The 25,265-nt window shown below is 62.1% G+C and carries 22 protein-coding genes; 16 read left to right on the forward strand and 6 right to left on the reverse strand.

Going from position 1 to position 25,265, the window contains the following annotated elements; all coding sequences use genetic code 11:
* The first annotated feature begins 14 nt into the window (after window positions 1-14).
* The 4 genes from tsaB (at window position 15) to CAQU_RS02165 (ending at window position 3,208) form a co-directional block, all read left to right on the forward strand.
* Window positions 15-632 (forward strand): tRNA (adenosine(37)-N6)-threonylcarbamoyltransferase complex dimerization subunit type 1 TsaB, encoded by a 618-nt coding sequence (tsaB, locus tag CAQU_RS02150; RefSeq protein ID WP_075724831.1) that lies wholly within the window; start codon window positions 15-17, stop codon window positions 630-632.
* Window positions 633-723: 91 nt separating this feature from the next.
* Complete coding sequence (gene rimI / locus CAQU_RS02155) at window positions 724-1,221, forward strand: ribosomal protein S18-alanine N-acetyltransferase (protein ID WP_075728275.1); 498 nt, start codon at window positions 724-726, stop codon at window positions 1,219-1,221.
* A 71-nt stretch (window positions 1,222-1,292) separates the two neighbouring features.
* Complete coding sequence (gene tsaD, locus CAQU_RS02160; protein ID WP_075728277.1) at window positions 1,293-2,336, forward strand: tRNA (adenosine(37)-N6)-threonylcarbamoyltransferase complex transferase subunit TsaD; 1,044 nt, start codon at window positions 1,293-1,295, stop codon at window positions 2,334-2,336.
* Between the two features lie 437 nt (window positions 2,337-2,773).
* Window positions 2,774-3,208: a hypothetical protein gene (locus tag CAQU_RS02165; protein ID WP_075724832.1), complete on the forward strand. Its 435-nt coding sequence runs from the start codon at window positions 2,774-2,776 to the stop codon at window positions 3,206-3,208.
* Window positions 3,209-3,275: 67 nt separating this feature from the next.
* On the opposite strand, the gene CAQU_RS02170 is transcribed toward CAQU_RS02165, so the two are convergent.
* Both CAQU_RS02170 and CAQU_RS02175 read right to left on the reverse strand, forming a co-directional pair.
* Window positions 3,276-4,010: a hypothetical protein gene (locus CAQU_RS02170; RefSeq protein WP_075724834.1), complete on the reverse strand. Its 735-nt coding sequence runs from the start codon at window positions 4,008-4,010 to the stop codon at window positions 3,276-3,278.
* A gap of 44 nt (window positions 4,011-4,054) precedes the next feature.
* A complete protein-coding gene (locus CAQU_RS02175) occupies window positions 4,055-5,413 on the reverse strand; it encodes a glutathionylspermidine synthase family protein (protein ID WP_084562689.1) in 1,359 nt (452 codons plus the stop codon).
* A gap of 239 nt (window positions 5,414-5,652) precedes the next feature.
* Here CAQU_RS02175 and groES point away from each other — a divergent pair, with 239 nt between their 5' ends.
* The 4 genes from groES to CAQU_RS02200 all read left to right on the forward strand — a co-directional run bounded on the left by groES (window position 5,653) and on the right by CAQU_RS02200 (window position 9,667).
* A complete protein-coding gene (gene groES / locus CAQU_RS02180) occupies window positions 5,653-5,949 on the forward strand; it encodes a co-chaperone GroES (protein ID WP_075724836.1) in 297 nt (98 codons plus the stop codon).
* Window positions 5,950-6,160: 211 nt separating this feature from the next.
* Entirely contained in the window at window positions 6,161-7,783 is a 1,623-nt protein-coding gene (gene groL, locus CAQU_RS02185) for a chaperonin GroEL (RefSeq protein ID WP_075724838.1), read from the forward strand.
* 346 nt (window positions 7,784-8,129) lie between these two features.
* Entirely contained in the window at window positions 8,130-8,696 is a 567-nt protein-coding gene (locus CAQU_RS02195; RefSeq protein WP_075724842.1) for a sigma-70 family RNA polymerase sigma factor, read from the forward strand.
* Entirely contained in the window at window positions 8,693-9,667 is a 975-nt protein-coding gene (locus tag CAQU_RS02200) for a hypothetical protein (protein ID WP_075724844.1), read from the forward strand. The genes CAQU_RS02195 and CAQU_RS02200 overlap by 4 nt, the downstream gene beginning before the upstream one ends.
* A gap of 144 nt (window positions 9,668-9,811) precedes the next feature.
* On the opposite strand, the gene CAQU_RS02205 is transcribed toward CAQU_RS02200, so the two are convergent.
* The gene (locus CAQU_RS02205; RefSeq protein WP_157108855.1) at window positions 9,812-10,186 is read right to left on the reverse strand and encodes a DUF5319 family protein; all 375 of its coding nucleotides are present in this window, start codon (window positions 10,184-10,186) and stop codon (window positions 9,812-9,814) included.
* Between the two features lie 257 nt (window positions 10,187-10,443).
* On the opposite strand from CAQU_RS02205, the gene guaB reads away from it, so the two are divergent.
* The gene (guaB, locus tag CAQU_RS02210) at window positions 10,444-11,970 is read left to right on the forward strand and encodes an IMP dehydrogenase (protein ID WP_075724848.1); all 1,527 of its coding nucleotides are present in this window, start codon (window positions 10,444-10,446) and stop codon (window positions 11,968-11,970) included.
* Between the two features lie 195 nt (window positions 11,971-12,165).
* A complete protein-coding gene (locus tag CAQU_RS02215; RefSeq protein WP_075728281.1) occupies window positions 12,166-13,317 on the forward strand; it encodes a GuaB3 family IMP dehydrogenase-related protein in 1,152 nt (383 codons plus the stop codon).
* An 81-nt stretch (window positions 13,318-13,398) separates the two neighbouring features.
* Here CAQU_RS02215 and CAQU_RS02220 read toward each other — a convergent pair whose 3' ends face one another.
* The gene (locus CAQU_RS02220; protein WP_075728283.1) at window positions 13,399-14,028 is read right to left on the reverse strand and encodes a DUF4230 domain-containing protein; all 630 of its coding nucleotides are present in this window, start codon (window positions 14,026-14,028) and stop codon (window positions 13,399-13,401) included.
* A gap of 62 nt (window positions 14,029-14,090) precedes the next feature.
* On the reverse strand, window positions 14,091-14,765 hold the full coding sequence (locus CAQU_RS02225) for a type 1 glutamine amidotransferase (RefSeq protein WP_075724850.1): 675 nt from the start codon (window positions 14,763-14,765) through the stop codon (window positions 14,091-14,093).
* Between the two features lie 217 nt (window positions 14,766-14,982).
* Between CAQU_RS02225 and CAQU_RS02230 the strand changes: the two genes are divergently transcribed.
* Complete coding sequence (locus tag CAQU_RS02230) at window positions 14,983-16,374, forward strand: hypothetical protein (protein ID WP_157108856.1); 1,392 nt, start codon at window positions 14,983-14,985, stop codon at window positions 16,372-16,374.
* 213 nt (window positions 16,375-16,587) lie between these two features.
* Window positions 16,588-18,165, forward strand: coding sequence for a glutamine-hydrolyzing GMP synthase (gene guaA, locus CAQU_RS02235; RefSeq protein ID WP_075724854.1), 1,578 nt, complete (start codon window positions 16,588-16,590; stop codon window positions 18,163-18,165).
* 130 nt (window positions 18,166-18,295) lie between these two features.
* On the opposite strand, the gene CAQU_RS02240 is transcribed toward guaA, so the two are convergent.
* Window positions 18,296-20,080 carry a PspC domain-containing protein gene (locus CAQU_RS02240; protein WP_075724856.1) on the reverse strand — a complete coding sequence of 595 codons (1,785 nt, stop codon included), beginning with the start codon at window positions 20,078-20,080 and terminating at the stop codon, window positions 18,296-18,298.
* A 124-nt stretch (window positions 20,081-20,204) separates the two neighbouring features.
* Here CAQU_RS02240 and CAQU_RS02245 point away from each other — a divergent pair, with 124 nt between their 5' ends.
* The 4 genes from CAQU_RS02245 to CAQU_RS02260 all read left to right on the forward strand — a co-directional run bounded on the left by CAQU_RS02245 (window position 20,205) and on the right by CAQU_RS02260 (window position 25,255).
* Entirely contained in the window at window positions 20,205-21,596 is a 1,392-nt protein-coding gene (locus CAQU_RS02245; protein ID WP_084562697.1) for an ATP-binding protein, read from the forward strand.
* 70 nt (window positions 21,597-21,666) lie between these two features.
* A complete protein-coding gene (locus tag CAQU_RS02250; RefSeq protein WP_075724858.1) occupies window positions 21,667-22,386 on the forward strand; it encodes a response regulator in 720 nt (239 codons plus the stop codon).
* A gap of 167 nt (window positions 22,387-22,553) precedes the next feature.
* Complete coding sequence (locus tag CAQU_RS12550; protein WP_157108857.1) at window positions 22,554-23,435, forward strand: hypothetical protein; 882 nt, start codon at window positions 22,554-22,556, stop codon at window positions 23,433-23,435.
* A gap of 89 nt (window positions 23,436-23,524) precedes the next feature.
* Entirely contained in the window at window positions 23,525-25,255 is a 1,731-nt protein-coding gene (locus tag CAQU_RS02260; RefSeq protein ID WP_075724860.1) for a Y-family DNA polymerase, read from the forward strand.
* Window positions 25,256-25,265 lie beyond the last annotated feature (10 nt).

A 25,265-nucleotide genomic window follows, 5' to 3' on the forward strand; every position in this document is an offset into this window, starting at 1 on the left:
CTAGGGTTGGGGTCGTGCTTAGTCTTGCGATTGATACTGCGACTCCGACCCTTGTCATCGGTGTAGCTCGCCACGATAGTGTCGAGTGCGCCCCCGGGGCGGTGGAGGTTCTGGCTGAAGTCCAGCTGGAGGACTGCCGCAAGCACAATGAAGAACTCATCCCGCAGGTGCACAAGGTTTTGGCCAATGCTGGTGTGGAGTTTGCCGACATTGATCAGATCGTGGTGGGGTGCGGCCCAGGCCCTTTCACGGGCCTTCGAGTCGGAATGGCCAGTGCGCAAGCTCTGGCGCATGCGCTGCGAATTCCTTTGAAGGGCGTGTGCACGTTAGATGCGATCGCAGGTGCAACGGGGGCGTCCCTGGTTGCTACCGATGCGCGGCGGCGTGAGATTTATTGGGCCCGCTACCGAGACGGTCAGCGTGTCGAGGGGCCAGAGGTCAGCGCCCCGGACACTGTGAGTGGCGAGGAAACCTTGATCAGTGTTCCTGATGCGCTGAGCGAGAAACTCGCCGCGACGGGTCCGCGCACGAATGCCAACCCTAGTACTGCGTTTTTGGTGTGCGCCCCGGAGATCGCGGTGCAGCCTTTGTATTTGCGTCGCCCGGACGCGAAGCTACCGGGTTCTGCGTAACAGAGACCATCGCCTCGGCTTGTTGGGCGGGGTTATTTTCGAAAGGCAGGTTGTTGTCGATATGAATACTCCTCCGAACCATCCGATGCCCATGCCGGGGAATCGGGATCATGAAAGCCCTACTGTGCAGCTGCGCCCTTTGGCACCGGAGGATACTGTGCGGTGTGAGGAGCTGGAGAAGATCCTGTTTTCTGGGGATGATCCATGGTCGGCTGCTTCTTTCCTGTCGGAGTTGGCTTCTGGCCGTAACTTTTATTTGGCTGCCGATATTGAGGGCACGATGGTGGGGTATGCGGGTTTGAGTTTGTTGGGTCCGCTTGAGGATCCGGAGTTTGAGATTCATACCATTGGGGTGGATCCGATTTATCAGCGGATGGGGATTGGGCGTGCGTTGATGGATAATTTGATGGCGGTGGCCGATCACCATGGGGGGCCGGTGTTTTTGGAGGTGCGGACGGATAATCTGCCCGCTATCACCATGTATGAGTCTTATGGTTTTGAAAAGACGGGGATTCGGCGCAATTATTATCAGCCGTCGGGTGCTGATGCTTTTACTATGGTGCGTGCTGCGCGGAGCGCTGCTGTTTAGGTTGTGTCTTTGTTGGGGGAATACAATGGGCAGCCATGAACGCTGGTCAGCCTATGGATGTTTCTGAGCCTTTGATTGTGATGGGGGTTGAGTCCTCCTGTGATGAGACGGGTGTCGGTATTGTCCGCTTGACGTGTGTTGAGGGGGAGGAGCCGAAGCTGGAGATTTTGGCGAATGCGGTGGCTTCGTCGATGGAGGAGCATGCGCGTTTTGGGGGTGTGGTTCCGGAGATTGCTTCGCGTGCGCATTTGGAGTCGATGACTCAGGTGATGGAGCAGGCGTTGGGTCAGGCTGGTATTGAGAAGCCGGATGTGGTGGCTGCGACGATTGGTCCGGGTTTGGCTGGTGCGTTGTTGGTGGGGGCGAGTGCTGCGAAGGCGTATGCGGCGGCGTGGGGTGTGCCGTTTTATGGGGTGAATCATTTGGGTGGCCATGTGGCGGTGGCGAATTTGGAGGGGGAGCCGTTGCCGCATGCGGTGGCGTTGTTGGTGTCTGGTGGGCACACTCAGCTGTTGGAGGTGCAGAGTGTGGGTTCGCCGATGCGGGAGTTGGGCTCGACTTTGGATGATGCTGCGGGGGAGGCGTATGACAAGGTGGCGCGGCTGTTGAAGTTGGGGTATCCGGGTGGGCCGGTGATTGATCGTTTGGCGCAGGAGGGGGATCCGAAGGCGATTGCGTTTCCGCGGGGGTTGTCGAAGAAGTCTGATCCGGCGTATGACTTTTCGTTTTCTGGGTTGAAGACTGCTGTGGCTCGGTATGTGGAGGCTGCGGAGCGTGATGGGGTGGAGGTGTCTATTCCTGATGTGTGTGCGTCGTTTCAGGAGGCTGTGGTTGATGTGTTGACGAAGAAGGCTGTGGCGGCGGCGCGTGATGTTGGTGCTGGGGTGTTGTTGTTGGGTGGGGGTGTGGCTGCGAATTCTCGGTTGCGCGAGTTGGCGGCGGATCGTTGTCGGAGTGCTGGGATTGAGTTGCGGGTGCCGCGGTTTGCGTTGTGTACGGATAATGGGGTGATGATTGCGGCGTTGGCGGCGCAGTTGATTGCGGAGGGGAACCCGGCCAGTGATTTGGGTGTGGGGTGTGATCCGTCGTTGGAGGTGGAGACGCCGTTGGTGTAGGTGGGGTGCCCCCGTTTGGGGCGAGGTGTGTGAACGGCCGGTGAACTTTTGTCGAACATTCCGCCGGTTGGGGTGTGCTGTGTGGGGGTATCTGGTTTAACGGATGGTGGGGTTGCGAGTGGTGCGGGCTGTGTTGTGCAGTCGGTGCCGGCGTGCTGTGCGGTTGTCCGTAGGGCGCGTGTGCTTGGGCCCTTTCTGCGATGCTGCATCCTGTGCGTTGTGTGCGTGGCGTGTGTGCGTGTGCTGGGGCTTACCGGCAGGCATTTTGCGTGAGCTAGTACTGTTTTCCGCTGGTTTGTGTGAGGTGTGTGTGGTGGGTTTTGGTTTGCGCGTGTGCGCGCTGGGGCGTGCTTGGGCGTGTTTGGGGTGTGGTGTTGTGGCGCCTGGCTGCGGGTTTTGCAGTGTGTTTTGTTTCGTTTCTTCTTTAAGGGATCCCCATGACCTTTGGTTATCTTGTCCATCCTGATTTGACCAGCCGCGCTATTGATTTTGAGATTGATGATGCGTCGAAGTATTTCGGCGAGTTGAAGGGGGAGCGTGTGGCTGTGGCGTTCCAGGAGGATGGTTCGTCGTTTGCTGCGTTGTATTCGGCGGCTGCGGCTGCTGCTGGTGCGGAGCCGAATCCGGTGGCGTCGATGGGTCGTAATGAGGCGGAGACGGGAAATTCGGCGTTTTTTAGTGATCCGACGCGGGCTATTTGTGGGGTGGTGATTTTTGTGGGCCACGAGGGGGAGGATATTTCGAAGGAAGATATCGCGAAGATTGATGATGGTATTCGGGCGGCGAAGCATTATCGGCAGGATTTTCCGCAGGAGTATGCGTTGTGGCGTAATGCGGTGTTGAATATGCATGCCGCGGAGGGGGAGTTGTAGTTGTGATAGCAGTGGTGCGCCCTACCTGGTTGGTAGGGCGCACCGTTGTGTTTGTGGGGGTGGGGGGTTAGCCCCCGTGGCTGCCGCCGGTTGCTTTGCCGCCGCCGAAGCCGCCGGTTTTGCCGGATTTGGTGCCGGATTTGTTGCCGTTGTCTCCGGTGTTGTTGTTTCCGGTGCGGTTGTTGGTGTTGTTGCTGTTTTGTTTGTTGCGGTTCGTGTCGGCGTCGGGGCTGTTGCCTGTCTTTTTGCCGCCGGTGGTGGTTCCGGTTTTGCCGACTGCGGGGCTGGTCTTGGTGGCGGAGCGGTAGGACTCGCTGAAGGGGCGGGAGTCGCGGGCGACGTCTTTGGCGATGACGCCTTGTTTGGGTGCTTGGGTGGTGCCGGGGGTGCCGGCGATGGAGGATCCGACGGCGGGGATGATGGGGCCGGCGCCGTGGGCGGAGGAGCGTCCGATGTAGTACCAGAGTAGGGGGGTGAGGATGCCGCTGCCGTTGTTGTGGTAGTGGACTTCTTGGGGTTGGTCGGGGTTGTCTTCGTCGCCGGCGGCTTGTTGGCACAGTTCGTCGTCGACGCGTTCGTTGGTTTCGGGGTTGGTGCAGACGCGGACGTATTCTTCGTCGCCGCTGGTGTCACTGCTGGTGTCGTTGTTTTCGGGCCCGGGGACGGCTGGTGCTTGGGCTGCGGGGGGTGCTGGTGGTGGTTCTGGTGGTGGGGTGTCGGTGCCGCAGGCTACGAGTCCGCTGGTCAGAAGGGTGGCACACCCGGTTGCTGCGATGACGCTGTGTCGCGAGTAGCGCTTCATGGTTGTGGTTGCTCCTTGCGTGGTCGGGGTGGGTGGGGGTGTGTTTAGAACTGTTCGACGACCAGTGGGGTGAATTGGCAGTAGTAGTCGGTGACGGGTCCGGTGGTTTCTCTAATGCCGAATCCTACGCATTGGCCGCCGATGACCCAGGCGCCGATGACGGGTTTGTAGGTGTCGTCGGTGGTGGTGGGGTAGGTGGGGGTGGGGATGAATTCTTGGTAGACGAGGAGTTCTTGGGGGGTTTCGTCGGGTTCGCCGCCGACGAGTTTGCCGTTGTTGTAGATGGCGATGCCGTCGCCTTCGCGTCCGAAGATGGGTTTTTGGACGTAGTGGGTGAGGTTTTCGGGGGAGCCGAAGTAGGCGGGGACGAGGTTGGGGTGGCCGGGGTGGAGTTTCCAGAGGGCGGCGAGTAGCACTTTGGTGGAGAGGAACATTTTCCAGGGCGGTTCGAACCAGTTGGTGGTGTCGAAGGTGTCGATGACGGCTTGGCCGAAGTCGTCGAGGGCGATGTCTTCCCAGGGGTAGAGCTTGAAGATGTTGCGGATTTTTTCGCCGTTGTGGTCGGTGAAGTGGCCGTTTTCTTCGTCGTATCCGATGTCTTGGAGGTAGACGAAGCGGGTGTCCCATCCGGCCATGTTGGCGCAGTGTTCGATGAGGCGGGTGTTGGCTTCGTCTTCGCCGGTTTCTTCGTCGTTGACGCAGGTGATGTGGAGGACGTTGTCGATGCGGCCGTGTTTTTCTGGCATGTTTTTGAGGATTTCGTGCCAGCGGTCGATGAAGGCGTCGCCGATGCGGTTGAATTGGAGGTATCGTCCGTCGCCGTCGAAGTGGAAGAGGTAGTGGCTCATTTGGCAGACGGCGGCTTCGATGATGCCGGTGGGGGTGTCGGCGTTGTATTCGAGCAGTTTGACGTTGCCGGTGGTGTCGTCGAGGATGAGGTCGAAGCGGCCGTAGAAGTCCATTTGGCGCCCGGCGTTGGCTTTGTGCAGTTCCCAGGATTTTTTGGCCAGTTCGAAGAACTCTGGTGGCAGGCCGAGGGTGCCGAAGGCGCCGGTGGAGATGTAGTCGATGGCGTCCATGCACATGGTGTGGATAGCTTCGACTTGGGCGCGGACGTCTTCGATTTCTAGGGGTTTCATGGCGTAGACGTCGTGTTCGTTCCAGTAGTGGTCGGTGTCGTCTGGCCCGTCGAGGTCGTATACGAGGTTTTCGTCCGCAATGATCTTTTCCCAGTTGGGGCGGGTGGACAGTACGGCGAAACGGCGCATGGTGGTGGTGTTCTCCCGGGGTGTGTGGTCGGTGGGGGTGGTGCTTCCACTGTAGGGGTTTTTGGTGGGGGCGGTCGGGGTTATTGGGTTGTGTGTGCCGGTGGATGTGGGGTGGTGGTTGCTGTGAGCGAACATGGGTGGCCTGCCGTTGAAAACCTGGCACTTGCGGGGGTAGAGTGCTAACGAGGTTGGGGTAGTCCCACGCCGGTTTTGGGTGTGTGGCACTTTTTTCCCGCCGGAGCCGTTAGGTATGACGGTTGGTGAAAGCGCCCGCCGCGCGCGGTGTGGTTTTCTGCACCTGTCCAACAATGAAAAAGTGGCGTGCCCTGTGTGGGGTGCGTTGATACGTTTCTCGCAACATTTAAGGAATTTTCGTGGCAGTCAACATCAAGCCCTTGGAAGACAAGATTCTCGTTCAGATCAACGAGGCTGAGACCACCACCGCTTCTGGTCTGGTGATCCCGGATTCCGCTAAGGAAAAGCCGCAGGAGGCGACCGTTATCGCTGTGGGCGCTGGTCGTTTTGATGAGTCCGGCAACCGTATTCCGATGGACCTCAACGAGGGTGACGTCGTCATTTTCTCCAAGTACGGCGGCACTGAGATCAAGTACCAGGGCCAGGAGTACTTGATTCTTGCGCAGCGCGACATTCTCGCTGTGATTGAGAAGTAAGAAGCTTTCAAGGCCTCTTTTTACAAGCTTTCCTTCTTCACTTCTCGGCGATAGTTTGTGGGTCGGGTGTCATCGTCTTCTTCGGCGTGCGCCCGGCTTTGTCGCCATGGTCGTCCGCTGGTGGTTGTGGCCACCGGACGGGCGGTGTTTAGTTTTCTTTCGATAAACCTTTTTTCACCCATTTTTCTTTTTCAAGGGATTTTTTACTGACATGGCAAAGCTCATTGCATTCGATCAGCAGGCCCGCAAGGGTATTCAGGCCGGCGTTGATACCTTGGCTGACGCCGTCAAGGTCACCTTGGGCCCGCGTGGCCGCAACGTGGTCTTGGATAAGCCTTTCGGCGGCCCCACCGTCACCAACGATGGCGTGACCATTGCGCGCGATATTGACGTGGAGGATCCGTTTGAGAACCTTGGCGCCCAGCTGGTGAAGTCTGTGGCGATTAAGACCAACGATATTGCCGGTGATGGCACCACCACCGCGACGCTGCTTGCCCAGGCGTTGATCCATGAGGGGTTGCGTAACGTTGCTGCGGGCGCGAACCCGATCGAGTTGAACCGGGGTATCGCTGCCGGCGCTGAGAAGACCGTGGAGCTGTTGCTGGCGCGCGCCACCGAGGTGGCGTCGTCTGCGGAGATCGCGAACGTGGCGACTGTGTCCTCCCGCGATCCTGAGGTCGGCGAGATGGTGGCCGGCGCGATGGATAAGGTCGGCAAGGATGGTGTCGTCACCGTCGAGGAGTCCCAGTCGATGGAGACCACCCTGGATGTCACCGAGGGCGTGTCTTTCGATAAGGGCTTTTTGTCCCCGTACTTCATCACCGATATTGACGCCCAGAAGGCGGAGCTGGACGACTGCCTGGTGCTGCTGGTCCGCAACAAGATTTCCTCCCTGCCGGATTTTGTGCCCGCCCTGGAAAAGATCGTGGAGTCCGGCAAGCAGGTGCTGATCATCGCCGAGGACATTGAGGGCGAGCCGCTGCAGATGCTGGTGGTCAACTCCATCCGCAAGACCCTGAAGGTGGTTGCGGTGAAGTCCCCGTACTTCGGTGATCGTCGCAAGGCGTTCATGGATGACCTGGCTGTGGTCACCGGCGCCACCGTCGTCGACCCGGAGGTCGGCATCAACCTCAGCGAGGTGACCCTCGCACAGTTCGGTGGGGCGCGTCGCGTCACCGTCACCAAGGATCAGACCGTCATCGTCGATGGAGCCGGCACCGCCGAGGCAGTCCAGGCCCGCCGCGAGCAGATCCGCCGCGAAATCGACAACACCGACTCCTCCTGGGATAAGGAAAAGGCCACCGAGCGTCTCGCGAAGCTGTCCGGCGGCATCGCCGTGATCAAGGTGGGCGCGGCCACCGAGACCGAAGTTTCGGAGCGCAAGCTGCGCGTCGAAGACGCCATCAACGCCGCCAAGGCCGCCGCCGACGAAGGCGTGATCGCCGGTGGTGGTTCCGCGCTGGTGCAGATCGCCCGCGAACTCGACGAGTATGCCGAGCAGTTCGACGGCGACGCCAAGGTCGGCGTGACCGCCCTGGCTCGCGCGCTGCGCAAGCCAGCCTTCTGGATCGCCTCCAACGCCGGCCTCGACGGCGCGGTCGCCGTGTCCAAGGTGGCCGACATGGCCAACGGTGAAGGCCTCAACGCCGCCACCCTGGAATACGGCAACCTCATCGAGCAAGGCATCATCGACCCGGTCAAGGTCACCCACTCCGCCGTCGTCAATGCCACCTCCGTGGCCCGCATGGTGCTGACCACCGAGGCCTCCGTGGTGGAAAAGCCCGCCGAGCCGGAGCAGGCCGCCGACGCCGGCCATGGACACCACCACCACTAAAACCCACGCCCGCCCCGGCGGGCACCGGGTGTTCCCAGCGCCCACAAAGATCAACCCCGCGCCCAACCACCGCACCCCGGTGTGGGGCGCGGGGTTTCGCCATCACAACCGGCCAAGCCCCCACCGGCGCATGAAGCCTAAGCCCCACTGCAAGCACCAGGGGCGCACAAAAAGCCAGGAAACCACGGCTGCATAATGGCTAACCCGGCCTGCGGGCTTACACTGAAAAACAGCACAACCGCTTTCGCGACCCCGACGCGCAGTTCCAATCCTGTGCCGCAACGACGATCCAAACCCACGATGAAAGGGCCCTGCCGAAAACCACGGCAACCGCACCAGCGACACCATGACCCAGCATGACATTGACCTCAACCACCTTGTGCCGGCCGCAGCCGCCGGCGACAAGGTGGCCTGTCAGCGCATCATGGAGATCATCCACCCCCAAGTGCTGCGCTACGCGCGCACCCGCCTTTCCTCCGGCAAACACCCCACCGCAGAAGACGTCGCCCAAGAAGTCTGCCTCGCCGTCGCCCAAGCGATAGGAAACTACCGCGACCAAGGCCGCCCCTTCATGGCCTTCGTCTACGGCATCGCCTCCAACAAAGTCGCCGACGCCCACCGCTTCCAAGGCCGCGACAAAGCCTCGCCCACTGATGAGGTTCCAGAAACCTCAGAAGAACACCACACGCCCGAAGAATTCGCGCTGGTCAGCGATGGAAGTAACAGAGTGAGGGCTTTGCTCGATTCACTAAGTGATAAGGCACGCGACATCATCATCCTGAGGGTTTTCGAAGGGCGCAGTGCCGAAGAAACCGCTGCCATCGTCGGCAGCACCCCAGGCGCAGTGCGCGTAGCACAGCACCGCGCACTAGCCACCTTGAGAAAAAACTTGGAAAACCAGGAGCAGGCATGAAGCACACAAGCGACGACGGCCGCGGCCTCGTCGACGAGCGCCTGAAAGAAATCGCCGCAGACGACGCCTTTCTGGACGCACTGGCTGCCGGTACCGACCCCAGCGGCGGCACCGACCCGCTAGCCGGTCTACTGCTTGCACTCAAGCACGACATCGACCACGCTCCCATGCCCGCAGCACCCACCATCCCCGGTGCTGACACCGCCGACATCACCAACACCACCGTGATGCCGGCCATCAACACGCCCACGGCAACCCCCAAGGCCACCAGCGAACAGCCCACAGAGCCCGCACGCACCCCCGGTACTGACAACGTCATCGACCTGTCCAGCCGCCGGCGCCGCCGCGGCGGACACTTCATGTCCGGGCTCATCGGCGCAGCCGCCGCCACCCTCTTCATCGCCGGCAGTGGCGTCGCCGTTTACAACGCCACCCCCGGCAGCGCACTGTGGGGCGCCAACACCGCCATCTTCGGCGACCACGCCGCCGTCGTCGAATTGGCCACCACCCTGGATGAAGCCGACACCCGCAACAACCAAGGCGACATCGAAGGCGCCCTCGAGCTGCTCAACAAAGCCAAAGCGCTGGCCAACGAAATGAACAACCAGCCCAAAGCCCCCGCAGCGCCCGCCCCCGAACAACCCCGCGCCACCGTCACCCGCACCGAAACCGCCACCGACACCGTGACCGTGACCGCCCCGCCGCCGGAGCCGGAAAACAAAGAAACCCCCGCCCCGAGCACCGTGACCACCACCGTCACCACCACCGTGGCCCCGACACCGCAAGAAATCGACCCCGCGCTGCCGACCACCACCACCCCCACCACGTCGCTGCCCACCTCGGCGGTGCGCGTCCCCGACTTCCTGGACCCGCCCACCCGCGAACCAGAAGCCAACCCCATCGCCGCCACCACCACACCCACCACCAACCCCGACCCGGCCGCCAACATCGACGCCCGCGTCGAAAACTAGGCAGCCACCCCAAAACCCCACCACCGCGCCCCTGCAAGGACACCACACCTGCAAGGGGCGCGGTGGCATATCCACATAGGCAACACAAAACCCGCCCTCGTTGACACGCAAACGAGAAGGCGGGTTAAAAAACAGTGAGCAGGCTCAGGCCAAACGCATACCGTCGGCGTAGCCCAACAAATACTCCCACGACACATACCGGGAGGTGTCCTGATTGGGGGCGTGCTCATGGATCGGGGCAGTATCGCCCGCAATGGTGGCCTTCATGCAGTCGACCAACAGATCCCAAGAATAAAAGTGGAAATCGGAGCAATCATCACACATGAAGAAAGCCCCCAGCACGCCACGACGACTCAACACGCCACGCACCTGATTGACCACCTGCAAATCCTCGCGGGCAGCAGCGATCTCCTCATCAGTAATCGGCGGATAATCCTGCGGATCATCGTCGTCGAGCAGCTTCGCCGGGTCGTTCGGGTCGTTCGCGAAGGGGTCGAGAGGCAAATCAGGGTGGAACACGCCCATGAGTGTAACCGGGGGAGACCCCCTTTAGCTAGTGGAAAGCGACAGCAATAAGGACAAAGGAACCCATACGGGGCCCCGCCCGGCGTGGTCTTCAACACCCCCAACCGGCTCCTTGCTGGTGGGGGTAACGCTGGTGTAGGTCAGTTGCGCTGCCCTCGAGACATTCAGGCTAGGGTAGTAGCCAAACATTTCCCACCGGCCAATTTTCATCGGTCCTCATTCGGTTTTGCGCAAAGGATTCACTTTCCCTCATGACTGCTCCTCACGTTTCCACTGGCGGCGACAATCCGAACAAGGTAGCCCTCGTCGGTCTGACCTTCGATGACGTCCTGCTCCTGCCCGACGAGTCCAGCGTGATCCCCTCGGACGTGGACACGTCCAGCATGCTGACCCGCAACATCCGACTGAACATCCCGCTGATCTCCGCGGCGATGGACACCGTCACCGAAGCCCGCATGGCGATCGCCATGGCCCGCCAAGGCGGCATGGGCGTGCTGCACCGCAACTTGAGCATCGAAGACCAAGCCCAACAGGTCGAAATGGTCAAGCGCTCCGAATCCGGCATGGTCACCAACCCCGCCACCTGCACCCCCGACATGACCATCGGGGAAGTCGACGCCCTGTGCGCCCGCTACCGCATCTCCGGGCTGCCCGTCGTCGACGAAGAAGGTCGCCTCGTCGGCATCTGCACCAACCGCGACATGCGTTTCGAGCAAGACTTCAGCCGCAAAGTCTCCGAAATCATGACCCCCATGCCGCTGGTCGTCGCCGAAGAAGGCGTCTCCAAGGAAAAAGCCCTGTCGCTGCTGTCCACCAACAAGGTCGAAAAGCTGCCCATCGTCGACAAGGCCGGCAAACTGGTGGGCCTGATCACCGTCAAAGACTTCGTCAAAACTGAGCAGTACCCCAACGCCTCCAAAGACTCCTCCGGTCGCCTGCTCGTCGGCGCCGGCATCGGCACCGGCCAAGACTCCTGGAACCGCGCCGCAGCCCTCGTCGACGCAGGCGCCGACGTGCTGATCGTGGACACCGCCCACGCCCACAACAAGGGTGTGCTCGAAATGGTCTCCAAGGTCAAAAAAGAATTCGGCGACCGCGTCGACGTCATCGGCGGCAACCTGGCCACCCGCACCGCAGCCAAAGCCATGATCGAGGCCGGCGCGGACGCCATCAAGGTCGGTATCGGCCCGGGTTCCATCTGCACCACCCGCGTCGTCGCCGGCGTCGGCGCCCCCCAGATCACCGCCATCATGGAAGCCGCCGTGCCCGCTAAAGCTGCCGGCGTGCCCATCATCGCCGACGGCGGCATGCAGTTCTCCGGCGATATCGCCAAGGCTCTCGCCGCCGGTGCCTCCACCGTCATGCTCGGCTCCCTGCTCGCCGGCACCGCCGAAGCCCCCGGCGACACCGTCGTCGTCAACGGCAAGCAGTACAAGATGTACCGCGGCATGGGCTCCCTCGGTGCCATGCAAGGCCGCGGCCTGTCCGGCGAGAAGCGCAGCTTCTCCAAAGACCGCTACTTCCAGGCCGACGTGAAAAGCGAAGAAAAGCTCGTGCCGGAAGGCATCGAAGGTCGCGTTCCTTTCCGCGGCCCCATCGACGCCATCACCCACCAGCTGGTCGGTGGCCTGCGTGCGGCCATGGGCTACACCGGCTCCGCCACCGTCGAAGAACTGCACAATGCACAGTTCGTCCAAATCACCGCAGCTGGTCTGCGTGAATCCCACCCCCACGACATCCAAATGACCGTCGAGGCCCCCAACTACTACCAGCGTTAACCCGCAGTAGCAGCACACAGCCTAAACCACACCCGGCCACCCGCACCCCGCGGTGGCCGGGTGTTCTCATGCCCACCCCAGTTACCGGTAGCCCAACCACTCACCCCCAAGCACCCGGCGGCTGAAAAGACCCAAGGGGTGAAAAAGTGGGTGCACATAGCGGGCACCAACCACGCCCGACTAGAGTTGGGGACTATGCGTGAATATGTAGAACTCGGCACCGGCCGCACCGCTCGCCGCGGATGGAACCTCAGCGATATCTCCATCGTTGCCTCCCGCCGCACCCGAAGCAGCAAGGACGTCGACACCACCTGGCACATCGACGCCTACACCTTCAAGGTTCCCTTCGTGTCCCACCCGACCGATGCCCTAGCTGACCCCGAGTTCATCATCGAAATGGACCGCCTCGGTGGCATGGGCGTCATCAACGCCGAAGGCCTCTGGGGTCGCCACGCCGACCTCAACGCCGCCATCGACAGCGTCCGCGCCGCCGCCACCAACGAGGCCGGCGAATTCGACTACAACAGCGTCGCAGCCAACAAAGTCCTGCAAGAACTCCACGCCGCACCGCTGGACACCGAACTCCTCTCCGAGCGCATCGCCCAAGTACGCGCCAGCGGCGCCACCGTCGCCGTTCGCGTGTCCCCGCAACGTGCCCGCGAACTCGCCCCCATCGTCATCAAAGCCGGCGCTGAGCTGCTGTTCATCCAGGGCACCATCGTCTCTGCTGAGCACGTCGAAAACGACGGCCAGCCGCTGAACCTCAAAGAATTCGTCGGTTCCCTCGACGTCCCGGTCATCGCCGGCGGCGTTGGCGATTACTCCACCGCCATGCACCTGATGCGTTCCGGCGTGGCCGGCGTCATCGTCGGTGACGGCGAAGCCACCAACAATGTCGCACTCGGCATTGATTCCCCGATGGCAACTGCCATCGCCGATGTCGCTGCAGCCCGCCGCGACTACCTCGACGAAACCGGCGGCCGCTACGTGCACGTCATCGCCGACGGCGAGATCTTCAACTCCGGCGACGCCGTGAAAGCCATTGCCTGCGGTGCTGACGGCGTCATCCTGGGTTCCTGCCTGGCTCGCGCCAAGGAAGCCGCCGGCAAGGGCTACTTCTGGCCCTCCGTTGCCGCCCACCCGCGCTTCCCGCGTGGCATGGTCGAACCGGTGCTGCTCCCCGAAGACACCACCGAGGCCCCCAGCCTGGAGGTCGTCCTGTTCGGCCCCTCCTCTGATCCGTTGGGCACCCTGAACTTCGTGGGCGCACTCAAACGCGCCATGGCCAAATGCGGCTTCACCGAGCTCAAGCGCTTCCAGAAAGTCGACCTGACCGTCACCTTCTAACATCCACCTGATACCAAATCCCCTTCGAATCACCGCACGTGCGGTGACTCGAAGGGGATTTGACCTATGTGCTGTGGCTGGTTACTTCCAGTCGAAGGAAATCGTGTAGCCCTTTTTATCTGTCTTCAGGATGAGCGCCTCAACCTGCGCACTCAGCAGTTCTTCGGTGCGCTTCTGCGCGCGCTTCAACAAACCACCGTCGATGGCCTCCACCTCAGCATTACGCTTCGCAGAGGCCAAAAACTGCGACACATCAGAGACCTTAATTTGGTTCAACGGGTTCATCGACTGGTCATACTGTTCGATCGAATTCGGATCGATTTCCGAGTTGGTCACCGCGACTTTCGGCGCCGCAATGGTAATAGTGCGACTCGAATCATCAATCGTGACGTGAACGTCCTCCATGTTCGGCAGGCCGGCCTTCACGCTGCCGCTATAGACGATGATGAAAGAGTTGCCGGTGAACGGAACCTTCTGGCCCATCAAGTGATAACCATCCTTGTTGTGCTTACCGACGCGCGTGAAGGTGTACTCCTCCGTCGACAACTCAGCGATGTCTTGGAAAGAATTCTCAATCGTGGTCGACGTGATCGTCGCCCCGGGCTTATCCCACATTTTGTAGCCTGCAAGCCCCACCAAACCAAGCACCAAAGCTAAAACAACCAGAGTGGTTAGCACGCCAACCGCGAGCCAAGAAAGACGTTTACGCATGCCAAACAGTGTAGTGTTTGCCTGCGAAAACTCCGATTCCACCAAGCAGCGCCCTCGAAGCGCTAAGCCCCAGCCAACCCTTCAACCAACTTCCGGGCATGCCCACTCATGTCATCTGCATGCTCCAGGTAGGCAGTCACCACCGCCTCCTTATCGGCAATCTCATCGTTATCCGCCAGGAAATCCCGCACAATCTCCTCAGTAACCTCGGGATGGTACTGCACCCCCACAGCCCGCCCGGCGCGCACGACCTGCGGGTACTTCTCACTGCTGTCTAGTACCTGCGCTTGCGGTGGGATCTTGGTGACTGCGTCTTCGTGGTCTTCGTAAACCACCATGCCGCTTGCTAGGCGGGTAGGTCCGTATTCTGCGCCGTCTGTTGCGGGGCTAGTGACTTGGCCGCCTAAGGCTACGCACATTAGCTGCATTCCTAGGCAGACGCCCAGGTAGGGCACATCTGTGGCGACGCAGGTGCGAATGAGCTCTTTAGTTGCCGGTAACCACGGCCACCGCTGGTCGGCGTAGGCGTTTGCCCGACCGCCTAGCACCACCACGGCAGTATGTGCGCGGGCGGTGGGATCTTCCCGCAGCGTGCGCTCCAACTGGGTGATTGCTTCCGCACCACCATCAGACCACGCTTCGATCACCGTGGCGTGGGCACCAATATCCCTTGCGTGCATCATTAACGTGCCCGGGGGAATGTCAGATTCGTGCTGGATGAAAACCACTGTGCGCATAGTCGCCATCCTAAAGAAAACCCGTGCATGCATTGGCGAAAACTCACCCTCGTGCAGCACCCACCATCACTCAACCCCCAGAAATTGGGGCAGCGCCACATCTTCCTTTCTCTGCCCGCGGGGAGAAAAATAAGTCCCTAGAAAGCATTTTTGTCGATTCAAGTTCACACACCTGGGGTGCGGTCGAACTGCAACATCAAGGACGGTGTCTTCATATATGCGTACTCGCAAAACTGTGCTGCTCTCTGGGGTGCTGGTGTGCACGACAGCACTTAGTGGTTGCGATCTTTTGAGCTCCCTTTCTGCGGTAGCTCCCGGGGTTGCGGAAGCAGTTCGCCCGGCCACCACTGCGCCTGGTGGGAACAATCAGGCCGCCACTCGCACTATTGCGTTGGGTGATAATCATCCCGATATGGATTACACCGAAGATGGTGGCGCCTGTATTGGTAATGGTTCTGCTGGTTTTGGGCCGGCGGAGGTGTGGGAGGATCGCGAGAACCGCTTCTCGGTGTATGCCAATGGTTATGCGCGTTTTTTGGATTCCGACAACCTGGGTTGCAAAACGATGCGCTGGCCCGCGGTCACTCCGATTACTAGCGCAGCGTTGAAGGAAATCTACGGTGAACCGGCCCGGGTTGCCGATGGTGGTTCCACCCAGTTCTATCACCTGGATGATGCCGAGCAGCCTTGGTTGCAGGTCACTTTTGATGGCAATGGGCAGTTGCGAACTGTGTCTTTGGCGGCCCCGCCAGCTGGCGCGGCTACGCCATCTGCCCCCAATCATGGGAGCACGTCCGGGCTGCGGGTGGTGACCTCCGATCCGGTGCCTTCCAGTGGCTGGTGGGCTTGGGAAACCAACGGCGCTAGCACCTATGGTGATTACGCTTTCTTCCACTCCATGCCTAAGGGCGATGGCTCAGGTTATCTAGAGGCTCGCAATGTGTTCACCAAGCAGAAGCTGTGGATTCCGATGCCGAATACTAGCCCGTGGGAAAACGATGGGCTGCGCAAAGCTTTGGATTTGTATGGCCAGCCTGCTTTGCGCCGGGGTGATCGCTATTGGTGGCCCACCAGCACGCCGGGTGTTGTGCTGCTGGTGGTGTTTTCCGGTGGCAGCTGGAAACATCAGTACATCGTGAATTCTGTGGGTGATGAGGCCCAGTCTCAGGCAATTTCCGATGCTTATGGGTGGGCTTTGACCTGGGATGGGTTCGGGCCGTTCCGCTTCGGCGAAGGGCCGGACAAGTGGAAGGCTTTGGGCGCGAAATATCGTGGTGCCTTTAGCTTTAGCGGCAGCAACCCGGTCGATATCTATGAGAAAGATGGCGTTTATGGCTCTTTCCGCAATGGCCGGCTGGTGGCGTTGACTATTCAGCCACTGTTTCTTCGCAAGATCAGCCTCATGGGCACTTCCGCCGACATCACCTCGTCTGAGCAGGAATTGTTGCGTAACTTCCCGCAGGGCTCGGTGTTTTTCTCCGGTGCTGATGGGGAGCAGCATTTCATCACGCCTGGCCCTCATGGCCGTTTCTTGGGGGTTGCGACGGGGTCGCACATGGTGCGCGTGGGCTCTGAAGAGTATGCGAAGTTTTATGAGACCTACGAGTAGAAACCGTTGAAGTTTGCGCTCGCTGTAGTGTTTCGGGCTATTGCGACGCGTTGGCGGTAGGTGTTATTCCTGCTGTCGGCAAGGCCGCCTTCTTTTGCAGGTGGCCTTGTTTGGGTTGCGGGTCGTTTGCTGCTTGCTTGTGCGCGGGGGTAGGGCGTAGGGCGTTGTTGTTGCGGGTATGCCCCATGTTTTGTGTGCGGTAGTCTATGGGGCGTGACTGAAAACGCAACCGCAAACCACAAGCCCGTCCTGGTGGTCGATTTCGGCGCGCAGTATGCGCAGCTGATCGCCCGCCGTGTGCGTGAGGCGAAAATGTACTCCGAGGTCGTTCCCCACACCGCCACGGTGGAGGAGATCAAGGCCAAAAACCCGGCAGCGCTGGTGCTGTCCGGCGGCCCGTCCAGTGTTTATGCTGATGGCGCCCCGAAGTTGGATCCGGCACTGCTGGAGTTGGGGGTTCCTGTCTTCGGTATTTGTTATGGCTTCCAGGCCATGACCCACGCGCTGGGTGGCGAGGTTGCCAACACCGGTAACCGCGAGTACGGCCGCACGGACATGCATGTCGATGGGGGTGTGCTGCACAACGGTCTCGAGGAGACCCACCAGGTGTGGATGAGCCACGGCGATGCGGTGCACGCTGCTCCTGAAGGCTTTACGGTGACCGCCCACTCGGCTGGTGCCCCGGTGGCCGCGTTCGAGTGCCAGGCGAAGCGCATGGCTGGCGTGCAGTATCACCCTGAGGTGTTGCACTCCCCGCACGGCCAGGAGGTGCTGGTGCGCTTCCTGACGGAGATTGCTGGCCTGGAGCAGAACTGGACTGCGGCCAATATTGCCGAGGAGCTTATCGAGGCTGTGCGCGCCCAGGTCGGCGAGAATGGTCGCGCGATTTGTGGCCTGTCCGGTGGTGTTGATTCCGCGGTTGCGGCCGCCCTGGTGCAGCGCGCCATTGGCGATCGTTTGACCTGTGTGTTCGTCGATCATGGTCTGCTGCGTGCCGGCGAGCGTGAGCAGGTCCAAAACGACTTTGTTGCTGCAACTGGCGCGAAGCTGGTCACCGTGGATGAGCGTGAGGCTTTCCTGTCGAAGCTGGCTGGTGTGACCGAGCCGGAGGCGAAGCGTAAGGCTATCGGCGCGGAGTTTATCCGTTCCTTCGAGCGTGCGGTTGCTGGTGTCCTGGAGGACGCCCCTGAGGGCTCGAGCGTTGATTTCTTGGTGCAGGGCACCCTGTACCCGGATGTGGTGGAGTCCGGTGGTGGCACCGGCACCGCCAACATTAAGTCCCACCACAACGTCGGTGGTTTGCCGGACGATGTGGAATTCGAGCTTGTTGAGCCGCTGCGTTTGCTGTTTAAGGACGAGGTGCGTGCGGTTGGTCGCGAGCTTGGTTTGCCGGAAGAGATCGTGAACCGTCAGCCTTTCCCGGGCCCCGGTTTGGGTATCCGCATCATTGGTGAGGTCACCGAGGATCGCCTGGAGACTCTGCGCGCCGCTGACTTGATTGCTCGCACGGAGCTGACCAATGCTGGCCTGGATGCTGAGATTTGGCAGTGCCCGGTTGTGCTGTTGGCGGATGTGCGTTCCGTGGGCGTGCAGGGCGATGGCCGTACTTACGGCCACCCGATTGTGTTGCGCCCGGTGTCCAGTGAGGATGCGATGACTGCTGACTGGACTCGTATTCCATATGACGTGTTGGAGAAGATCTCCACCCGCATTACCAATGAGGTCGCGGATGTTAACCGTGTCGTGTTGGACTGCACCTCCAAGCCGCCGGGAACCATCGAGTGGGAGTAAAGACTCCCCGCCGTGTAGGTGATTCGGCTGCCGTGACACCGACTGTGGTGTCGGTAGGCCGGTGATAGCCAAAACCCGCCCCGTTGTTCTACGGGGCGGGTTTTCGCTGTTGCGGGTGGGTTTGTGGGGGCTAGCGGGCAGCGGCTGGTTCGGCGGCGGGGGCTGCTTCACTAGCTGTTGGAGAGCTGGGTGCGGTGTTGTCCTTGGTGACGGTGACTGTCACGGTTTCTTTCGCCTCGCTTGTGTTGGGGGCAGTCACTGCGTGGTGGTAGCTGAATTCCATCTCGTTGGAGATTTGTGCGTGCGCGTCGGTGATGTCGATGACGCCTTTGGTGAGGGTGGTTTTCATGGTGAGCACCTCTCCGGGGGCACCGGCGTTGTAGTAGCGGGTTTCGCAGGGCTCGCTGCTTTTGACGATGGTGCAGGTGACGATGGTCGGCACCGCGGCGGGCACATCGATGGTGAGCACCCCGGCTTTCATGGTGATTGGCAGGGTGACCGGTTCGGTCAGCGGGCTGAGTTCTGTTGCATCGACTTCGAGGGTGCCGTTGACGAAGGTGATGGGGTGTTCTGCGGCTTCGGTGGCGGTGAGCTCATCGATGCTCATGTGGTCATCGCCGTTGGTTTCGTAGTCTGCCCAATATGCGTCGCTGGGGGCACTGTCCCAGGTCACTCGCTCGTCGAAAGCGGGGTTGTTGCCCATCCACAATCCGAGGGCGAAAACCGTGAAGGTCAGCCCGATGACTGCGATGGCGGCGAATAGGGCTTCCCGGAATCGGGCGTAACAGACCAGGGTGAGGGCGAGTCCGGTCAGCGCTACGCCTAGGCCGACGAGGCCGGCGATTGCCCAGCTGGGGGCTTCGTATCCGGTGGTATTCGACATGAGGCCGTAGACGATTGCCACGGAGAGTGCGGCCGCCGCGAGGGAGGCAACGAGGATGAACCAGCCGAACACTTTCAGCAGGGTCGTGGCCGCGGTGGACGTGGTGGGAACCCCCGCGGGGTAGGGGTTGGCGTCGGCGGTGATGGCGGGGTAGCTGACGGGGCTGTCCGTGGGGGATGGTTCCGTGGGCGGCGAGGAAGTGTCCGTGCTGTCGTCGGAGACCGCGGACAGTTCGAGGGTTTCCTGGGTGTGTGTGGCGGTGTTGTCCTCGTGGGGGTTGGGGGTGTTGTCCGGGCCAGGCTTGTTGCTGTCAGTCATGGGGGTTCCGTCGTGGTTGAGGAGGGAGTTGCTGTTGTCGTCCGCCTGCGCAGTTGAGGACCCAGGGGTTGCCAGGCCGCTAGCGGAGGCGGTGAGTGCTGCGGAGGCGGCTGAATTGCTGTGGGTGGCGTCCCAGAGGTTTGCGGCAAAAAGGGGCCGCATAGCTTCCGGGATGGCGGGGTGAAGTAAATAGAACACCGCCCACGACAGCAGCAGGAGCAGCATGCCGCCGAGGAATCCGCCCCCAATGGCAGGCGAGGTGGTGCCGATGGAGACAATGCTGCCGAACACCACCCAGATGCCGATGATGAGGCCGAGGAGAACGCCGGTGGATTTGTCGTTGGTTTCTTCCGGGGTGCGCGGGGTGCGGGTCAGCATGCCGGCGGGGCTTGTGTCGCTGCCCCAGCGGGGCATGAGGAACCAGGCGAGAATGTAGCCGAGGATGCCGGTGCCGAAGAACGCGGAGACAACAAACAGGACACGCACGATGGTGGGGTCGATGAAGTAGCGCACCCCGATGCCTTCGCACACGCCGGCGAGTTTGGTGCCGGTGTGCGGGGTGCGGGGAATACGGCGCGGCAGGGTTTGCCACATGTGCGCCGTCGACGGCACCGCCGGGTGTTCGCTGGCGTGGCTTTCGCGGCGCGGCGGTGGGGGCACAACCCCCGTGCTGGGGGTGCTGTCGCCGGGCGTGGGTGTGGCGGGAGTGTTCATGTTTCTAGTGTGCTGTGCGGGCGGGGTGAAACACATCGGGGTTTGCCCCGATTTTTGAAAAATCAGGGTGCTTAAAGACGCTATGGGCTGGATTGTTGTTCCGGCTTGCGGGCAAGATGGGGGCATGACAGCACCCCGCCTTCCGGAAGATCACCCGCGCGACACCACGGGATTCCCCTCAGCCGACCCCGTGGTGCGTGGGGATGATGCTGCGCGTAGCGCTTCCGCCCTGGTGGCGGCGTACCCACCGGGCGGTGGCGCGCCGGGGGCGGCGAATGTGCTTTCGCGGCCGTATCCGCGGTTTGTGCGTCCCCGTTCCGGGCGGGCGGTGGCTGGTGTGGCGGCTGGGTTGAGTGCCCAGTTTTCCATCAACGTGGCCATTGTGCGGGTGGCGTTTTTGGTGCTGGTTGCTTTAGGCGGCATGGGGGTGGGCGTGTACGCCCTGTTGTGGGTGTCGAGCCCATCGGTGGTGGGCAGTGTGCGCCCGTATCCGATGACGGCGCCGTTTGTGGGGCGGCGGGAGCTGCCGCCGGTGGATTCCTCTCACACCGGCGCTGCTGTGGAGGATGCTGCTGGGGGCGTGCCGCCGGAACGGTCCCGGTGGTGGACGGTGGTTGCTTTGGGGGCGGGCGCGGTGAGCGTGGTGGGGTTGTCCTCTGCAACGAGCCTGGCGGCATCTGTGCTGTTGCCGTTTGTGATTGTGGGGGCCGGCGCGGTGCTGGCGTGGCAGGCCTATGACCGGGGTGCGGAAGGGATCAATTCTCGGACCTCGGTGATGTTTATGGGCGGCGGTGCCGCCCTGGTGCTGATCGGCATCGTCATTGTGGTGCTGAACTGGGAAAACCAGAAGGCGTTGGTGTCGTCGATTTTGGCGGTGTTTGTCACCTTGATGGGTGTGGTGGGCTTGGGGTTGCCGCTGTGGTTGCGGCTGTGGGACAGCTTGCTGGGGGAGCGTTTGGCGCGCGCCCAGGAAGCACAGCGGGCCGAAATCGCGGCGCGGTTGCATGATTCGGTGCTGCAGACCCTGGCGCTGATTCAGCAGCGCAGTGATGATTCGGCGGCGGTGGCCCGGCTGGCGCGCGGGCAGGAGCGGCAGTTGCGTGCCTGGTTGTTTGATGAGCCGGCGCAGGCGGATTCTTTGTTTGTGTCCTTGGCGGATGCTGCCGGTGATGTGGAGGATTTGTATGGGATTCGCGTCAATGTGGTCACGGTGGGTGACGATGTGCCACCGCAGGCGAAGGTGGAGGCGCTCACCGGGGCGGCGCGGGAGAGTCTGGTGAATGTGGCCAAGCACGCGGGGGTGGATAAGGCGGATTTGTTTGTGGAGAATTTTGGCGGCCAGGTGGAGATCTTTATTCGGGATCGGGGCGCGGGTTTTGATGTGGATGCGGTGCCGGAGGATCGGCATGGGGTGGCGCAGTCGATTCGGCAGCGGGTGGAGTCTGTTGGTGGTGGGGTGCGGATTACTTCCGCGCCGGGGCGGGGCTGTGAGGTGGAGTTGACCTGTTCTGTGTGAGGGGTGTTTTTCGAGGTTTGGGTCGTGGTGGGGTGTCTGTGGTGGTGGGGAGGTGGCATGATCGGTGGTTATGACGCGCGTAATGATTGTTGATGATCACTCCATGTTTCGGGCTGGGGTTCGCTCTGAGCTGGCTAAGTTTTCTGATGCTGTGGAGGTGGTGGGGGAGGCCGGCACGGTAGCTGAGGCGGTGGCTGGCATTGTGGATGCGGCTCCTGATGTGGTGCTGCTGGATGTGCACATGCCTGACGGGGGTGGATTGCAGGTGTTGCGGGAGTCCTTGGCGCGCCCGGAGGTTGCTGCGCGGACGCGGTTTTTGGCGTTGAGTGTCTCTGATGCGGCGCAGGATGTGATTGCGATTATTCGTGCTGGTGCGCGGGGGTATGTGACGAAGACGATCGCCAGTGATGAGTTGGTGGATGCGGTGCGTCGGGTGGCTGAGGGGGATGCGGTGTTTTCGCCGCGTTTGGCGGGGTTTGTGTTGGATGCGTTTTCGCGTCCTGATGCGTCGGTGGCAGCGCCTGCGCCGGGTCAGGTGCAGGAGGCTGAGGCTGAGGCTGGGACTGAGGCTGAGGAGCCTGAGGGTGGGGTGAATCCGGATGTGTTGACGCGGCGTGAGCGGGAGGTGTTGCGGTTGTTGGCGCGGGGCTACACCTATAAGGAGATTGCGTCGGAGTTGTTTATTTCGATCAAGACGGTGGAGACGCACGCGTCGAATATTTTGCGTAAGACGCAGACGTCGAATAGGTATGCGTTGTCGCGGTGGGCGAGCGCCCACGATTTGGATTAGTGCGGGGTGCGCGCTGGCATCGGGGTGGGGTGTCGGCGCGCTGGGGGTGGGGGTGTGCTGGGGCGTTGCTGTGGTGTGGGGGCAGGGGTTAGCATGAACGCATGACGGGAACAGGTGTTCGAAAATTGGCGGCCATTGATTGTGGTGATGGCGCTAAGTTGTCGAACATGGTTGCGCAAGAAAAGTTGGCTGTGTTGGCGGAGCTGCGGCGAAAGGCTGCGGATTCCGGCGCGGATTTGGTGAGCGCGAGCAGTTTGCCTTCTGCTGCAGCGATGGGGGTTTCTGCCGGGGTGGGGCGGGAGCCTTTGCGCGTGGTGCCGGGTTCTGTGCGGCCGGAAGCTGTGGTGGCTGATGGTGCGCGGGAAAATGCGCTCGCCGCGGTTTCCGACGGCGGCTTTCTGGGCGGGGATGAAAAGTCTGTGCGATCCGGTAGTGGGGTGGGTGCTGCGGGGGTGCGGCAGGACGTGGTGCCGTTGGGTGGCGCAGTGGGGGGATTGTTGCCGGGTGGGGGTTTGCCGCGTCGCGCGGTCAGCCACGTGTCGGCGTCTTCGGTGTGGTTGGCGGATGTGTTGGCGCAGTGCACGGCCGCGGGATTGTTTGTGGCGGTGGTGGGGTGGCCTGATTTTGTGTACGCCCAGGTCGCCGACGAGGGGGATTTGTCGCGGGTGATTGTTGTGCCGGATGCGGGTAAGGATCCTTTGCACACGGTGGGGGTGTTGGCTGAGGGGGTGGATGTGGTGCTGTTTCGTTCGGCGCGTTCCTGGCAGATCAGTCCGACGCGGGTGCGCCCATTGTTGTCGCGGGTGCGGTCGGGGGTGGCGGCGGTGTTGTTTAGTGGCGCCACGGTTCCCTCCCCGGCGGTGTCGTTGGATGCGCGGGTCAGTGGTTTTCATGGTGCGGGCCGTGGGGTGGGGCGGATTCGTGGAGTCAGTGTGAGCGTGCAGGTGCGGGCCAAAGGGCAGCCACCGCGGGTGGCCACTGTCGATATTGGTCATTGTGCGCAGCAGCCGGCAGCGGCTGCCGCTGGGTTGCGGGTTATTGCCGGTTAGGAAAACACGGTGGAGGACACGCGGGCTTGTACAGGCTTGTACGGGCTTGTATGGGCTTGCGTGGTTGTTGTGCAGGAGGTGTGTGAGTGATGCGGGTGGTTGCGTTGTGGTACCCGGATTGGCCGGCCCATGCCGCGCGCCTGGAGGCGGCAGCCCAGGCAGAAAAACACGGCGCGGCACCGCGGGTGGGGCATTTTTCGCCGGTGGCGATTGTGCACAACAACCGGGTGTTGGTGGCCAATGCTGCTGCGCGACGGCAGGGAGTGCGACGCGACATGCGGGGACGTCATGCATTGAGCGTGTGCCCCGAGTTGGTGCTTTTTGACCACGATGAGCAGCGCGATGCGCGCCTGTTTGATCCCATTGTGCAGGGACTGGATGAGGTCGCCGCCAGTGTGGAAATCGTGCGCCCCGGGTTGGCGGTGGTGGCGTGGGATCCGCTGGTGAAGTTTTATGGCGGCGAAAAACGGGCGATGATGCGGCTGACGGACGCGGCCAGCGTGCCGGGGGTGGACACGTGCGTGGGGGTGGCCCCCGAGATTCCCACCGCGATGCTGGCAGCCCGCTACCAGCACATCATTGCGCCAGATGAGGATAGTCGCGAGTTTTTGGCCCCCATTCCCCTGGGCTTGGTGTGCGCGGAGCAGGCATTGCAGTGCGACCCGGAGGTAGTGGACGCGCTCATCGCTGTCGGAGTGCGCACCTTGGGGGACGTGGCGGAGCTGCCCGCGAAAGCCGTGGCCACCCGTTTCGGGGCGGCCGGCATGCACATTGTTCGGATCGCGTGCGCCCGCGATGGGCGCAAAGTGGCACCGGCGCTGCCCGAACCAGAGCGGGTGGTGCGGGTCGAACCACCCGAGCCTTTCTCCCGCGTCGACGAGGCTGCCTTTTGTGCCCGCACCGTTGGCGACCGGTTAGCCCGCGCGCTGCGCAGCAGGGGGCTGGTGTGCCAAAGACTGAGCATTGCGGTGGAATTTTTCGATCCCAACAGCGGGGTGCGCCAGTGGCTGACCCGCTCGTGGCATACCCGCGCGGCCGTAGACGAACGCATGATCGCGGAGCGGGTGCGCTGGCAACTGGACGCTTGGCTCAGCGGCGGCGGCCGGGGATTGGTCACCGCAGTGGAGGTTGACCCCGTTGAGTGCGTCGTTGCCGACGACGGGGTGCTGTGGGATGAAGGCTCCGCCAAAGCTGAAGCCGCCCGGGATGTGGCTATTCGCCTGCAGGCGCAGCTTGGGGTGGATAAGGTGCTTCAGCCCGTAGCTACCGGCGGGCGCAGCCCCCTAGAACGTATCGATTTGATTCCCTACGGGGACCAGCCGGACTCCCTCACCGTTGGGGGATGGTCCGGGGTGCTGCCGGGGCCACATCCGGCGCGCCGGGGTGGTGGCCCCAGTCATCCGGCGGCGCGGATTGCGGTGCTTGATGCGCAAGGTAACCCGGTGCGGGTGGAGCGTGATGTGGTGTTGTCGGCGCCGCCGGTGGCGGTGGCCTGGGGGCAGAGCCGCTGCGAGGTGACTGGCTGGGCGGGGCCGTGGCCGGTGGAGGAGGCTTGGTGGGAGCCTGAGCGTTGCGATGGTGCGGCCGCGGTGCCGGCCGAGGTGCCTGCCGGGGCGAGCCGGGTGGTGGTGCATGACGCGGCGCGGGCGACTGCCAGCGCCGGCTGTGCACCCGACCTGGGGGGCGCGCTTGCCCGGGAGGTGCGTGGCGCGCGGTGTGCTCGCCTGCAGGTGGTGGGGCGCGATGAGCAGGGCGCGCCGCGGGCGTGGCTGTTGGTGTGGTGGCGACAGCGGTGGCGGGTGGAGGCGACCTACGACTAGCCGGCTACCG

It is taken from the genome of Corynebacterium aquilae DSM 44791, assembly GCF_001941445.1.
GTDB classification, from domain to species: Bacteria; Actinomycetota; Actinomycetes; order Mycobacteriales; family Mycobacteriaceae; genus Corynebacterium; species Corynebacterium aquilae.